The organism is Alphaproteobacteria bacterium (genome assembly GCA_040218575.1).
GTDB lineage: Bacteria > Pseudomonadota > Alphaproteobacteria > JAVJRE01 > JAVJRE01 > JAVJRE01.
In genome coordinates this window covers 478,545-493,066 of record JAVJRE010000007.1, presented here as the reverse complement: position 1 = coordinate 493,066, position 14,522 = coordinate 478,545, and the positions used below count along the sequence as shown (strand labels likewise).

At 66.5% G+C, this 14,522-nt stretch carries 9 protein-coding genes; 7 read left to right on the top strand and 2 right to left on the bottom strand.

Going from position 1 to position 14,522, the window contains the following annotated elements; all coding sequences use genetic code 11:
* Positions 1-2 precede the first annotated feature (2 nt).
* Positions 3-2,024 (bottom strand): CocE/NonD family hydrolase, encoded by a 2,022-nt coding sequence (locus tag RIE31_11675; GenBank protein ID MEQ8641243.1) that lies wholly within the window; start codon positions 2,022-2,024, stop codon positions 3-5.
* A 314-nt stretch (positions 2,025-2,338) separates the two neighbouring features.
* Here RIE31_11675 and RIE31_11670 point away from each other — a divergent pair, with 314 nt between their 5' ends.
* The 6 genes from RIE31_11670 to RIE31_11645 all read left to right on the top strand — a co-directional run bounded on the left by RIE31_11670 (position 2,339) and on the right by RIE31_11645 (position 10,237).
* On the top strand, positions 2,339-3,901 hold the full coding sequence (locus tag RIE31_11670; protein ID MEQ8641242.1) for an ABC transporter substrate-binding protein: 1,563 nt from the start codon (positions 2,339-2,341) through the stop codon (positions 3,899-3,901).
* Positions 3,902-4,031: 130 nt separating this feature from the next.
* Positions 4,032-6,053 (top strand): CocE/NonD family hydrolase, encoded by a 2,022-nt coding sequence (locus RIE31_11665; GenBank protein MEQ8641241.1) that lies wholly within the window; start codon positions 4,032-4,034, stop codon positions 6,051-6,053.
* Positions 6,054-6,371: 318 nt separating this feature from the next.
* The gene (locus RIE31_11660) at positions 6,372-7,316 is read left to right on the top strand and encodes an ABC transporter permease (GenBank protein ID MEQ8641240.1); all 945 of its coding nucleotides are present in this window, start codon (positions 6,372-6,374) and stop codon (positions 7,314-7,316) included.
* Positions 7,297-8,226 carry an ABC transporter permease gene (locus tag RIE31_11655; protein MEQ8641239.1) on the top strand — a complete coding sequence of 310 codons (930 nt, stop codon included), beginning with the start codon at positions 7,297-7,299 and terminating at the stop codon, positions 8,224-8,226. The genes RIE31_11660 and RIE31_11655 overlap by 20 nt, the downstream gene beginning before the upstream one ends.
* 3 nt (positions 8,227-8,229) lie before the next feature.
* Complete coding sequence (locus RIE31_11650; GenBank protein MEQ8641238.1) at positions 8,230-9,249, top strand: ABC transporter ATP-binding protein; 1,020 nt, start codon at positions 8,230-8,232, stop codon at positions 9,247-9,249.
* A complete protein-coding gene (locus RIE31_11645) occupies positions 9,242-10,237 on the top strand; it encodes an ABC transporter ATP-binding protein (GenBank protein MEQ8641237.1) in 996 nt (331 codons plus the stop codon). Before RIE31_11650 ends, RIE31_11645 begins: the two co-directional genes overlap by 8 nt.
* A gap of 17 nt (positions 10,238-10,254) precedes the next feature.
* Here RIE31_11645 and RIE31_11640 read toward each other — a convergent pair whose 3' ends face one another.
* Positions 10,255-12,267, bottom strand: coding sequence for a CocE/NonD family hydrolase (locus RIE31_11640; GenBank protein MEQ8641236.1), 2,013 nt, complete (start codon positions 12,265-12,267; stop codon positions 10,255-10,257).
* Between the two features lie 89 nt (positions 12,268-12,356).
* Here RIE31_11640 and RIE31_11635 point away from each other — a divergent pair, with 89 nt between their 5' ends.
* Positions 12,357-14,402 (top strand): CocE/NonD family hydrolase, encoded by a 2,046-nt coding sequence (locus RIE31_11635; GenBank protein MEQ8641235.1) that lies wholly within the window; start codon positions 12,357-12,359, stop codon positions 14,400-14,402.
* The last annotated feature ends 120 nt before the right edge of the window (positions 14,403-14,522 follow it).

Sequence of the window (14,522 nt, the reverse complement as noted above, 5' to 3'; positions counted from 1 at the left end):
GCTCAGTTGCCGTCGCGGGGAATTCGTGTGTCAAAGGTGCGGGCGAAGATCCGCGTGTCGCCTTCATAGGCTTCAATGTCGTTGCTCAGAATGAAATGGGTGTGGTCCGAGGCAATGCGCGAGCGTGTATGTACGCGCGTCTGCCAGTCGCCCTTGCCAAGCGAAAAGTCGTAGTTGATTTCACCCCGGGCCGACAGGGGATCGTCGGGGCAGATGCGCATGTCCTCACTGCGCCAGGCGCCCAGCGCATTGCCGGTGTCCTCCAGCCGCACCAGGCCCTGGTTGAAGGTGATGAGGCTGCGGAGCTCGCCACTGGCCACGTCACGGGTGACAGTCTGGGTCTCGGTGGATGGTTCGAGCACTGTGGTGCGGGCCGGCGGGGCTGTTTCAGGCGGCCGGAAGGAGATGCGCGCATCCTCCGGGCGGGGCGCGCGCAGCGGCAGGTGCACGGCGCTGGCGCCGGCAAAGACGGTCAGGCGCACCGGCTCCGGCGAGGGCCAGACCATAGGCCAGTAGGCGGTGGATATGGCGACGCGCAGCCGGTGGCCCTTCGGCACCTGCTGGCCGATGTCGTTGAGCTGCACCCGAACGCTTGTGCGCTCCCCCGGCACCATGGGCACGACCCGGTCATGGCCGTGGCGGTGGGTCAGGTTGAGAATGCCGAAACTGATACGGGCGACGGTGCCGTCTGGTCGCACATCGTTGAGCCGCACGGCGACGAGGGCGACCGGCCGGTCGCTGGCCAGCTCCAGGGTCACCACCGGCGCGCCGAGCATTTCTATGGTCTCTTCCAGCGGCTCGGAATCGAAGGTGAGCGAGAAGGCATCGTCCAGCCGCTGGTCGGTCGGCAGATCGGTGCCCGTGTCGTGGGCGCACCATTCGCCGCAGGCCTGGCCGGTATCCTGTGGTGAGGCTACGTCCAGCGGCACGGTCTGGCCGCGGCTTTCGGCCATGCCGTCATGATTGAGCGCCAGCTCGCGCACGGTGATGCCGTCCGCCGGCGGCCACACCGGCTCGGCGATCCAGCGGCCGGGGCGGAGGGCGTAGCCGGCGGCGGGCGGCACGCTTTCCTGCATCCAGGCGCGCAACATGGGTTCATCGGTGATGCCGGTGTCCACGTCCTTCAACCAGTGGTCCCACCAGCGCAGCATTTCCTGAAGCATGCCCACAGTGGGCCCCGGCCCGCCGTCGAAGCCCCACTTGTGCGACCAGGCGCCGATGATCGCCTGGCGTGGCACCGTCAGGCCGGCCATCAGGCGGGGAATGGCGTTGGTGTAGGAATCCGCCCAGCCGCCCAGCGCCATGACCGGGCACTGAATGGCGCCATGGTCTTCGCCGACGCTGCCGTGGCGCCAGAAGTCGTCACGGCGCTGGTGGGCCAGCCAGGTATTGAGCGGCGGCCGGTGGTTCTCCAACCGCTCCAGCCACATACGGCGCCAGCCGTCGCCGACGATGGCCGGATCCGGCGCCACGGTGAGCCTGGCGAACATGGTCGCGGCCCAGGAGAAATTGTCGATCAGGAGGCTGCCGCCCATGTAGTGGATGTCGTCGGCGTAGCGGTCGTCGGTCGAACAGCAGGTAATGATCGCTTTCAAGGCCGGCGGCCGGAGCGCCGCAATCTGCAGGGAATTGAAGCCGCCCCAGGAAATGCCCAGCATGCCGACACGGCCACTGCACCACGGCTGGGCGGCGATCCACGCCACCGCGTCCACCCCGTCCTGCAGCTCCTGCGGCGAATATTCATCATCGAACAGGCCATCGGAATCGCCGGTGCCGCGGATGTCAAGCCGGACGCAGACATAACCATGGCCGGCGAGATAGCCGAACATGGCGTCGTCGCGGATGCGGGAATTGTCACGCCGGCGATAGGGCAGATAGTCCAGCAGGGCGGGCAGCGGTGTCGTGTCCGCGCCCTGCGGCATCCACACACGGGCGGCCAGGCGGGCGCCGTCGGGCATGGCCACCCACATGTCCTCGATAACCCGCACGGCGTAGGGAAAGTCGCTGCGGATTGTTGCCGTCATGATGCCCCCCGTGGCGCTCACCCCCGTGGCGCTCACCCCCCCGTGGCGCTCACCCCCCGTGGCGCTCACCCCTGTGGCGCTCACCCCTGTGGCGCTCACCCCTGTGGCGCTCACAAAGCAGTGTGCGTGATTTGCGGCCCGGCACAAGCCGGCTTCACGCAGACGGAGAGCCGGATCGGGCCACGGCGGGGCAGGCACCGGGCGGGCGAGGCCGCGAATCGGCTGGCGTCTGGTGATCGCCCTTGTGCCAGCCCGCGGTTAGACTAGACTTTGCGGAGCCGCGGGGGCGGCGACATGGAACTGGGAGGGACCCCATGACAGATTTCAAGGTTTCGCGGCGCGGTTTCGTTGCCGGAACGGCAGCGGCCGGCGCGGCGGCGGCGGTCGTATCGGCGACAGGGCTGAAGGCCGGAACGGCGCTTGCAGCGCAGACCGACAAGACAGTGACGGTGCGCCTGGCGCGCGACATTCAGGTGCTGGACCCCGGCTATATGGTGGGCGGCGCCGAGCAGATTACCCAGTGGGCCGTATTGCCCCGCCTGGCCTTGATGCGGGCGGGCGACGAATGGGGCTGGGAGCCGACGGATTTCGTCACCAAGCTGGAGCAGACCGACGATCTGTCCATCGCCTTCACCCTGCGGCCCGGCCATATGTGGTCGGACGGCTTCGGCGAGCTGACGTCGGAAGACGTCAAATACTCCATCGAGCGTCTGAAGGACTCCGAGTGGTCAGGCAAGTGGGAGTCGATCAGCCATGTTGAGGTGATCGACAAGTATAACGGCATCATCAAGATGGCCTTCCCCTTCGCGCCGGTCTGGCTTGTGGCCCTGGCCTCGGTAGGCGCCATTACCAACAAGGAGGCGACGGAAGCTGTCGGTGGCCAGTTCACCACGGAAATCCCGGCGCAGCTTGGTCCATACCAGGTGAAGTGGACGCCTAACGAGCGGCTGTTCTACAGCCGCAACCCCAACTGGATCGGCACACCGCCGGACTGGGCCAATGTGGACTATGTGCTGGTGGAGGACGACAACTCCGCCGAACTGGCCTACGAAGCCGGCGAGGTTGACATCAGCGAAGTGACGACAACGACGGCCGAGCGCTGGAAGGACAATCTGCCGGCCAATTCCGTCATGAAGGCGGTGGGCGGCCTGCGCTACACCTGGATGGGCATGAACACGGAGCACCCGCTGCTTCAGGACATCCGGGTACGCAAGGCGATCCAGCGAGCGGTGGACGTGGAGCCGATCCTCCAGGCGGCCTATTCCGGCCTGGCGCCGCGGTCTTACGGCATCGTGCCGCCGGGACTGATCGGCAAGCGCAACCAGTCCAACTACAGCTATGATCCGGACGCGGCCCGCGCGCTTTTGGACGAAGCCGGTGTCAGCGGTCTCAAACTGACCCTGCAGGTGCTGAACCAGCAGAAAAACGTGACCGCGGCCCAGATCATCCAGCAGCAGTTGGGCGAGGTGGGCATCGAGGTGGAAGTGATTCCGCTCGATGGCGGCCCGTTCTGGGAGCTGGGCCAGCAGGCCAAGGGCGACGCCTACAAGGATCTGCAACTGTGGATCATGCGCTACGGCGGTTCGCCGGACCCGTTTGACCACTTCCAGTGGTTCGTTAAGGACCAGGTGGGTGTGTGGAACTGGGAGCGCTGGGTGATTCCCGAGTTCGACGAGCTCTATCAGCAAGGCATCGAGGAATCCAATATCGCCAAGCGCAACGAGATTTATCTGCGCATGGGCGACATCATGGAGGACACCGGCGCCTATGTATGGATCACCCACGAGCCGCCGATCGCCATCTGGCGTGACTTTGTCGGCAACGTGGTCAATCCGCGTGGCGTCTACGACTTCACCCAGATGACCTACGAAGGCTAAATGCACGTGCGGTCGGTTGTGATCTGACTGAACGGCACAGGCGCTTTATGTGAATTGGGCGGTGGCTACCGGCAACGGTGGTCGCCGCCCTTTTCGTTTCTGCACCGCAGCAACATCTGACAGGTGAGCGATGAACGAGATCGCCTGGGACGCCTTTCCCAACGCCATTGAGAAGCACGATCCGGTGTGGATTGAGATGCCTGACGGGGCCCGGCTGGCGGCAACCATATGGCGGCCAAAAGACTCCGACAGCCGGCCGGTGCCGGCAATCCTGGAGTATGTCCCCTACCGCCGGCACGATTTCACGGCGCTGGGGGATTCGCGCCATCATCCGTGGTTCGCCGGTCAGGGCTATGCGTCGGTGCGGGTGGATTGCCGGGGCAGCGGCGATTCCGACGGCATTATGTATGACGAGTATCTGGCCCGCGAGTTGCAGGACGGTGCCGATGTGATCGCCTGGCTGGCGAAGCAGCCGTGGTGCAGCGGCAGCGTCGGCATGATGGGTATTTCGTGGGGCGGCTTCAACGCCTTGCAGGTGGCAGCGCTTAACCCACCGGCGCTCAAGGCGATCATTACCTGCTGTTCGACCGACGACCGCTATGCCGATGACATTCACTACATGGGCGGCTGTCACATCACCGAACAACTCAACTGGGCATCCACCATGTTCGGCTTTAACTCCCGGCCGCCGGACCCGGCGGTGGTGGGCGAGCGCTGGCGCGACATGTGGATCGAACGGCTGGAAAAGAATGCGCCGTGGATCCTGGAATGGACCAGCCATCAGCGGCGCGACGCCCACTGGACCCATGGCAGCGTGTGCGAGGACTTCGCCGCAATCCGCTGTGCGGTCTATGCGGTGGGTGGCTGGTCGGACGGCTACTCCAACGCCATTCCCCGCCTGCTGGCGGGACTGTCGGTGCCGCGCAAGGGCCTTATCGGGCCGTGGGGCCACAATTATCCGTGGAACGGCCGGCCGGGACCGGCCATTGGCGGTCTGCAGGACTTCACCCGCTGGTGGGACCATTGGCTGAAGGACGAAGACAGCGGCATGATGGACGAGCCCATGCTGCGCGCCTGGCTTCACGACCTGACGCCGCCGGCGCCGCAATATGCCGAACTGCCCGGCCGCTGGGTGGCGGAGGAGACCTGGCCGACGGCACGCATTGCGCCGCAGACCTATGTGCTGGGCGACCGCATCCTGGCGCGGCAGGCGACGACCGATGCCGCACTGACGACGGTGTCGCCGCAGACGGTGGGGATGGGGCAGGGCGAATGGTGCCCCTATGGCCACGCGGCCGAGCATCCGGCCGACCAGCGGGCGGAGGACGGCCAGTCCCTGACCTTTGACACGCCGCCGCTGGAGGCGGACATGGCGCTGCTGGGCCAGCCGGTGGTGACGCTGGACCTGTCGGTGGATCGGCCGCAGGCCTTTGTTTCCGTGCGCCTGAACGCGGTCTTTCCCGATGGTGTGTCGCGCCGTCTGACCTATGGCCTGCTCAACCTCAGCCATCGCAAAAGCCACGCCGCGCCAGAGCCGATGACACCGGGCCGCCGTGAAAGCGTGCAGGTCAGGCTGAACGATCTCGGCCAGATGATTCCGGCGGGCACCCGGTTGCGTGTGGCCATATCCACCAGTCACTGGCCGCTGGTCTGGCCGTCGCCGGAGCCGGTCAGGCTGACGGTGCATGCCGGCACGTCGTCCCTGGCGCTGCCGGTGCGACCGCCGCGGCCGGAAGACGAAGACCTGGCGGAATTCGCGCCGGCGGTCTACGCCGCACCGATGAGCCACCGTCAGGACAGACCCTACAGCCGGTCACGCATGGTGCACCACGATGTGGAGACCGGTCAGATCGTCGTCGAGGCAATCAAGGACCGTGGCCGCATCTACCTGAGCGAACCGGATATTCTCTATGAGGGCGCGGGCCGCGAACGCTATGCCGTCACCGAGGGTGACCCGCTTTCGGCCGAGGCCGAGATCACCTACAGCCTTGGGCTGCAGCGGGGCGACTGGCGTATCCGCAGCGAGACTCACACCCACATGACGGTGACGCAAACGGACTATGTGATCACCGCCCGGCTCGACGCCTATGAGGGCGGGCACCGGGTCTGGGCCCGGACCTGGCATGTAAGGGTGCCGCGCGACCACAGCTAGGCGGGCCCGGTGGACGCGCCGCAGGATATGCGCGCCATGCGTCCCGGTGCCGGGTCTGTGGCCGACCGGGGAGCGGCACGCGTATCGACGGGGAGGCCGGCGGCGGGCGGCGGCGCCTCTTGGGTTTTGGCCCAAAGCCCGGACGGGCTTGCGCAACCGGCCGCCATGGCTAGCATGATGACCCATTGGGGCCAGACCGGGAATCGGCAGGTTCGGACAGATTGGGACGGGGGGCAGGGTGAGTCGTCAGCCGGGGGTGTATCTGCCAGAGGTGAGTCTCGGTGACCAGCGGGCCAGGCTGCGTATCCACGGGGCAGCATGCTGATCTACGCCATCCGACGCATCGGCCTGGCGGTGATTATTGCCTTCTCCGCCATGCTGCTGCTGTTCAGCCTGATTCACCTGATTCCGGGCGATCCGGTATCCATCGCGCTAGGCACCCGGGCGACACCGGAAATCCAGGCCAAATACATCGCCAAGATGGGGCTAGACCAACCAATCTATGTGCAGGTCGCGAAGTTTATCGGCAACGTGCTGCAGGGCGATCTGGGCCGCGACGTGTTCTCCGACCGACCGGTGTCGGCGATGGTCGGCCAGGTGCTGCCGAAGACGGTCATCCTTGGCCTGTCCGCGCTGGGCTGGGCGGCGGTGCTGGCGATTCCGCTTGGCTGCTTCTCCGCCGTGCGCCGCAACAGCCTGCTGGACAAGGTGACCGGCGTTGTCTCTGTCGGCGCCATCGCCGTGCCGTCGTTTGTGGTGTCCATCTGGGTGCTGCTGCTGTTCTCCGTGGAATGGCGCCTGTTTCCGGTGATCGGCGCCGGCGAGGCGGGAGATTTCTGGGACCAGGCCTGGCATCTAGTGCTGCCGGCCTTCGCCGTGGGGCTTGGCTGGGTCGGTTATCTGGCGCGCATGGTGCGCGCCTCCATGCTGGAGGTGCTTGGTGAGAACTATATCCGCGCCGCCCGCGCCTTTGGCCTGCGCCATCGCACGATTTCCTATCGCTATGCCCTGAAGGTGGCGGTGCTGCCGACGGTGACGCTGATCGGTGTCGGTATCGGCGGTCTTTTGGTGGGCACGGTCTTCGCCGAGACCATCTTTTCACGCCCCGGTCTTGGCAAGCTGATCGTCGACAATGCCCTGCAGCGCAATTTCCCGGTGGTGCAGGGGGCGGTCCTGGTCACCGCCTTCATCTATCTGGGCGCAGTGCTGGTCGCCGATCTGATCGCCGCCTCCCTGGATCCCCGTGTCCGACAGTCCCTCTAAGAGCATACCGCCAGCGGTGGTCGCCGGAGACCCCGTAGCGGCACCCGCGCCCGACGGTAAATCGGCTGGCCCCTTCCGTCGTCTGCTGCGCGACCCCATGGGGTTGACCGGTCTGATCCTGGTAGTGGTGTTCTTCGGCACGGCGATCTTCGCGCCGATGCTCACGCCCTATGAGCCGTCGCGCATCAGTATCGTGGACGGCAAGATCGAGCGGCAATTGCCGCCATCGCTGGCCCATCCGGCCGGCACCGACCAGCTTGGGCGGGACGTGCTGACGCGGGTCTTCTTCGGCGGGCGGGTGGCGCTGCAGGTGGCGGCGGTGGCCGTCACCGTCAGCCTGGTGACCGGACTGATGCTGGGCATGATCGCCGGCTACGGCCCGCGCTGGCTCGACAGTGCATTGTTGCTGGTGTTCGACACCATCAACTCCTTCCCGGCCATCGTTCTGTCGCTAGCCATCATTTCGCTGACCCAACCCAGCCTGTTCATGGTGATTCTGGTGATCATCATCAACTTCATACCGAACTACGGACGCATTGCCAGAACCCAGACCCTGGCGCTGCGCAATACGGAGTTCATCCTGGCGGAACAGTCGCTGGGCGCTGGCGCCGGGCGTGTCCTGGTCCGCCATGTGCTGCCCAATATCGTCGGCCCCCTGTTGATCCTGGCGGCAATGAATGTGCCGGTGGTGGTGACGGTGGAGGCCGGGCTCAGCTTCCTTGGTCTCGGCATCCGGCCGCCGACGCCAAGCTGGGGGAACATGCTGTCGGAAGGCCGGCAGATTCTGCGGGTGGCGCCGTGGGTGGTGATCGCCGCCGGTATTCCGCTGGTTCTGGTGACGCTCGGCTTTACCTTCCTTGGCGAATCGCTGCGCGATATTTTCGATCCCAAGCTGCGGCGAGGCCGATAGCCCGTGGCCAACGTTCTCGATATCCGCAACCTGTCGATCGATTTCGAGACGCCGCGTGGCCATGTCCATGCCCTGCGCGACGTCAGCTTCTCGGTGCCGGAAAAGAGCACCGTCGGAATCGTTGGCGAGTCCGGCTGCGGCAAGACGACAGTGATTTCCGCCGCCATGCGCTTGCTGGCCGACAATGCGGATGTGGTCAGCGGCGAAGTGATATTCGAGGGGCAGGACATTCTGAAGCTCAGCCCGGCTGAGCTGCGCGCCCTGCGCGGCGAACGCATCTCCATGGTGTTCCAGGACCCGATGACCGCGCAGAACCCGGTCATCACCATCGGCCAGCAGATGGTGGACATTCAGTACCGTCGCAATATGACCAAGGCGGAGAAACGACGGGTCGCCATCGACATGCTGCAGCGGGTTGGCATTCCCGACTCCGAGCAGCGCATTGACCAGCATCCCTATCAGTTCTCCGGCGGTATGCGGCAGCGCATCTCCATTGCCATGGCGCTGCTGATGAACCCGTCACTGCTGATCGCCGACGAGCCGACCACCGCACTGGACGTCACCATGGAGGCGCAGATCATTCACCTGATCCGCGAGTTGCAGAAGGAGTTTCAGACATCGGTTCTGTTTGTTTCGCACAATCTGGGCCTGATCGCCGAGCTGTGCGATTTCGTGGTGGTGATGTATGCCGGCGAGGTCGTGGAACAGGGCAGTGTGCGGGATATCTTCTATCGTCCGAGCCACCCCTATACCCAGGCGCTGCTGGAGTGTGACCCGGCACGGGTCATGGAGCGGACCCGCCATCTGCAGACTATTCCGGGCGAAGTGCCCGACCTCAACCTCATTCCCACGGGCTGCGTCTTCGCCGATCGCTGTCCCCAGGCGTTCGAACCCTGCGCCGGGCAGCGGCCAGCCGACCATCCGGCGCCGCTTGCGGATGATGGACCCGATTCCCGCCATGTGACGCGTTGTCACCTGCTGGATCCCGCGCGGGCGCGGATAGTGGAGCCGGTCGGTGGCTGAGCTGCTGGAAATCAACGATCTGCGGGTTCGGTTTCGCAGCATGAGCCGCCTGCAGGCGCTGCTGACCGGTACCAGTGATCCCTGGCTGGATGCGGTGCTGGACGTCTCCCTGACGCTGCAGGCGGGTCGGACCTATGGCCTGGTCGGCGAATCGGGATCGGGCAAGACGACCCTGGGCCGGGCGATCATTGGTCTGGTTCGGGCGCACAGCGGCTCCATCCGCATCAACGGCGATGAAATTACCGGCCTGAAAGGGCGTCAGTACAAAGCGATCCGTCGCAATGTGGCGATGATGTTCCAGGACCCGGTGGCGTCGCTCAGCCCGCGTCTGACCATCAAGTCCATCATCACCGAGCCTTTTCGCATTCACCACATCAAAGACAAGGATCTGGACCAGGAGGCGCGCCGCCTGCTGGACATGGTCGGTTTGCCGGCGGATTTCGTCAGCCGTTATCCGCACGAGCTGTCGGGCGGCCAGGCGCGACGGGTGGGTGTTGCCCGGGCGCTGGCGCTGGAGCCGAAACTTATCATTGCTGATGAGCCGACGGCCGGGCTCGACGTGTCGGTGCAGGGCGAGATTCTCAATCTGATGGCGGATCTGCAGGACCGGCTGAACCTGACCTATCTGGTCATCACCCACAATCTGCCGGTGGTGCGCCATGTAAGCGACCGGCTAGCGATCATGTATCTCGGCCGCTTTGTGGAGCAGGGGGAATCAGATCGCATCTTCGACAGCCCGGCCCATCCCTATACGGAGGCCCTGCTGCAGGGCGTGCCGCAGCCGGACCCGGACAAGCGGCGCGACCTGGTGTCGATTGCCGGCGAGGTGCCGAGCCTGGCCCAGCGCCCGGCCGGGTGTGAGTTCCACACGCGCTGTCCCTACGCCCAGGACCGTTGTCGCCGGGAAGTGCCGGAGCGCCGTCTGATCGGCGACGACCACTGGGTGCGTTGTCACTTCCCTCTGGGCGGCCGGCCGGTCGCCGCCTGAGCCGGTCCGGCCAGCCTTCACACGCTGTCGCGGCGGATCGTCAGGTCCCAGTCGCGTCGCGTCACGACCTCGCCGCCGGCGCGCGCCTCCAGATGGACGAGAAGGCGGAAGTCCTCGGCCGTTGCCCACATTTCGTGGCGTGAGTCGATGCGCGCGTCCCAACCGTCACGGCGCAGATGGTGGCTGCCGGTAATGACCGCCCGCGCCGTCAGGGGATCATCGGCTTCGACCGAATAGACCAGGTCACCGCCGCTGCTGACGGTCAGGTCCAGATCGTCGTGCCGCACCTCGCTGTTGCCGCTGCCGAAGGGTATGTGCAAGGCGGCCGCACCGCTGGCGGGGTCGAAGCGAATGTCGCGGCCATGGGCCGCCCGCGCCGGGGTTTCGTCCTGTGGCGGCGCGAAGTCCGGCAACGGTCGCCGGCTTTCCAGCGCCGGCTCATGCACCGGCAGATGGAGGCGGGCCGAGAGGCTGTCGAGAGTGACGGAGGCCGCCACCGGCGATGGCCAGACAGTGGGCCAGCAGGTGGTGGAGAGCGCCAGGCGCAGACGGTGGCCGGCCGGCACTACCTCGGCCAGATCATGCAGGCGCAGGCGGACCTCAACCGGCGCGCCGGGGACAAGCGCCCGGGCCGTCGCATGGCCGGCCGCATGGGTCAGGTTGAGCACACCATAGGACAGGCGCAGGCTGGTCCCGTCCGGCGCCACGCTGGTGAGGCGGGCAATAAGGTTGGCCTGGGGCTGGTCGGCGCTAAGCCGGCAGGTAAGGGCCGGCGTGCCCACCAGGCTGAGCGGCGCGTCCAGAGGCGCCGAGTCGAAGCACACCGACAGCGCGTCTTCCGGCGCCTGATCGGTTGGATGATCGGCCCGGCCAAAGCCGCACCAGGCACCGGAGTGAATGCCAACCGTCTGCACCGTGCGGATGGTCACCGGCGGATTGTTGGATGGCGCGCCGGCCGGTGCCGCAGGCGGCGTCAGAACGCCGGCATCCAAGCGCCAGTCCTGCCGGTTGCTGTGAAAGACAGCCGGATCATCAAGGCCGATCCAGCGGCCGGGCCGCGTATCATAATCGGCCCGCGGCGGCACCGGGTCCTGCAGCCAGACGCGCAACAGGGGGCCGTCCATGACCCCGGTAATCTCGCCGGCCAGCCAGTGTTTCCACCAGGCCAGCATTTCCTCGAGAAAGCCGATGCGCGGGCCGGGCCGGCCGTTATGGGGATACTGGTGGCCCCACGGCCCGATCAGCCCTTTGCGCGGGCAGGACAGGCCTTCGAGCATGCGCGCAACCGCGTCTGTATAGCCGTCGGCCCAGCCGCCCACCGCATAGACGGCACAGCGCACGGCGGCATAGTCCTCGCAGACGCTGCCATGGCGCCAATAACCATCGCGCCGCTGGTGGGCCAGCCACAGAGCGCTCGGCGGCTGCACATTGGCCAGACGGTCGGCCCACATGGCCTGCCAGGCATCGCCCACCACAGCAGGGTCAGGCGGCCGGGCAAGGCCGGTCAGGAACTGACTGCCCCAGCGCAGATTGGCCTCGATCAAACAGCCGCCCATGTAGTGGACATCGTCGCTGTAGCGGTCATCGGTCGAGCAGCAGGTGATGATCGCCTTGAGCGCCGGCGGGTTGAGGGCGGCCACCTGCAACGCGTTGAAGCCGCCCCAGCTTATGCCCATCATGCCCACATTGCCGGTGCACCACGGCTGGGCGGCGATCCAGGCGATGACCTGCACGGCGTCGGCATGTTCCTGGGCTGTGTACTCGTCGGTCATCAGCCCGTCGGAATCGCCGCTGCCGCGCATGTCCACCCGGACACCGGCGATGCCGCGGGCGGCGAACCAAGGATAGGTGATGCGGTCGCGCGGGCCGGTACCATCGCGCCGGCGATAGGGCAGGAACTCCAGCACCGCCGGCACCGGGTCGTCGCCAGCATCTGCCGGCAGCCACAGCCGGGCGGCCAGCCGCACGCCATCGGCCATGGGAATCCAGGCGGTCATGATTTCCCGCACCGGACGTAGGCTTTCGGCCATTTGGCGCTCCTCTCCCGCTGGTGACGCGAGACCAGTTTGACCGCCCGGCCGGGTAAGGCAAGATGGGCTCGCCAGGGCAGGGGGACGCCATGACCAAGCGCAGAAACTCACCGCCAACGGTGCGCACCGATTTTCCGCACCGCATCCGTGAAGTCCCGCACCTGTGGATTCCCCTGGCGGACGGCACCCGCCTGGCCGCCCGTCTGTGGTTGCCGGAGGATGCCGGGCCGGACAGTCGCGTGCCGGTGGTGATGGAATACATCCCCTACCGCAAGCGTGATTTCACGGCCGGCCGCGACGAGGCCATGCATCCGTATTGGGCCAGCCACGGCTATGCCGCTATCCGCGTCGATCTGCGCGGCAGCGGCGAATCGGACGGCGTGATGCTGGACGAGTATGTCAAGCAGGAGCAGGACGACGCCCTGGAGGTCATCGCCTGGCTGGCGGCGCAGCCGTGGAGCAGCGGCAGCGTGGGCATGATGGGAAAGTCGTGGGGTGGCTTCAATGTGCTGCAGGTGGCGGCGCGCCGGCCACCGGCGCTGAAGGCGATCATCTCGGTCTATTCGACGGTGGATCGCTACGCCGACGACATTCATTTCATGGGCGGCTGCCTGCTGGAATCCAATCTGGGCTGGGCCGATACCATGTTCGCCTATAACGCCCGGCCGCCCGACCCGGACCTGGCTGGCGCGGGCTGGCGCACCCGCTGGTTCGAACGACTGGAGGCTGGCGCGCCATGGGTCCTGGAATGGCTGGCCCACCAGCATCGCGATGACTTCTGGCGGCACGGTTCGGTGTGCGAGGACTATGGCGCCATCGAGACCCCATGCTACGCGGTCGGCGGCTGGTCCGACGCCTATACCAATGCGGTCTTTGAATTGCTGGCCAATCTGAAGGGGCCGCGCCAGGGCATTATCGGGCCATGGGGCCATCAGTATCCCCATCAGGCCTGGCCGAAGCCCGACTATGGATTCCTGCAGGATGCCCTGCTGTGGTGGGACCACTGGCTGAAGGGCGAGGCGAACGGGGTGATGGACCGGCCCATGCTGCGGGCGTGGATGGAGGACTGGACGGAACCCAGGGCGGTGCAGCTTGAGCGGCCGGGCCGCTGGGTGGCGGAGCCGGCGTGGCCGATTCCGCAGGCTGCAAGCCGCACCCTGCACCTCAACACCGATGGCCTGGGCGACAGACCGGCAGCCGGCCCGCCTCTGGTTTTGCCGCCGGCGCAGACCGTCGGCCTGACTTGCCTCAACTGGTGCGCCCACGGCGATGACGGACCGGAGCACCCGGAAGACCAGCGGCCCGACGACGCGCGAAGCCTGGTCTTCGACAGTGCGCCGCTGGACGAGCCGCTGGAGATTCTGGGGGCGCCGACCATCAGCCTGACCGTGGCCGCCGACCGGCCGGTGGCTATGGTGGTGGTGCGCTTGATGGACGTGGCGCCGGACGGTCGCGCGCTGCGGGTCACCTGGTCGCCCTTCAACCTGACCCACCGGGACAGCCGGTCAAGACCGCAAGCCCTGACTCCCGGCGAGGCGGTGACCGTGCGCTTTGACCTGAAGAACGCCGGCCACCGGTTCCCGGCTGGTCACCGCATCCGCGTGGCGGTCAGCGCGTCATACTGGCCCATCGTCGTGCCCTCGCCGCAACCGGTGACTCTGACGGTGACGCCGGGCGAGGGGTCGCTGGACCTGCCGGTCAGACGGCCGTCCGCGGCGGATAAACGGCTGGCCGACCTGCCGCCGGCGGAGCACGCGGCGCTGGCGCCGCGACGCCAGATGACTCCGCGGCGCAACCGGCCGCTGGCCGTGGAGCGCGACGTGGCCAGTGGCCGGGTGACCATACGCAGCGGTTCCGACACCGGTCTCGTCCAGCTCAGCGATGGCTGGGTGTTTGGTGAGGATTCGTGGCGTGAATTGTCCATAACCGATGAACGCACCGATTCGGCGCGCTCGGAATACTGGACGACCATGCGCTTTGAACGCGGCGACTGGTCGGTGCGCACGGTGACCCGTTCGCTGATGACCTCCGACGCCACCCATTTTCATATAAAGGCCGACCTTGAGGCCTTTGAAGGCGACACGCCGGTATTCAGCCGCACCTGGCTGCGGGCGATCCCCCGTCGTCTGGTCTGAGCCCGTTTCGCCTGGGCGCGGTTTGGTCGGGTCCAAGCGGCAGTCGTGATCCGCCGCTGGCCCCCCGCTGCCACTTCGGATTGCGCCACCACGGCCGACCGGCCAGGTCAACTCTTTGAT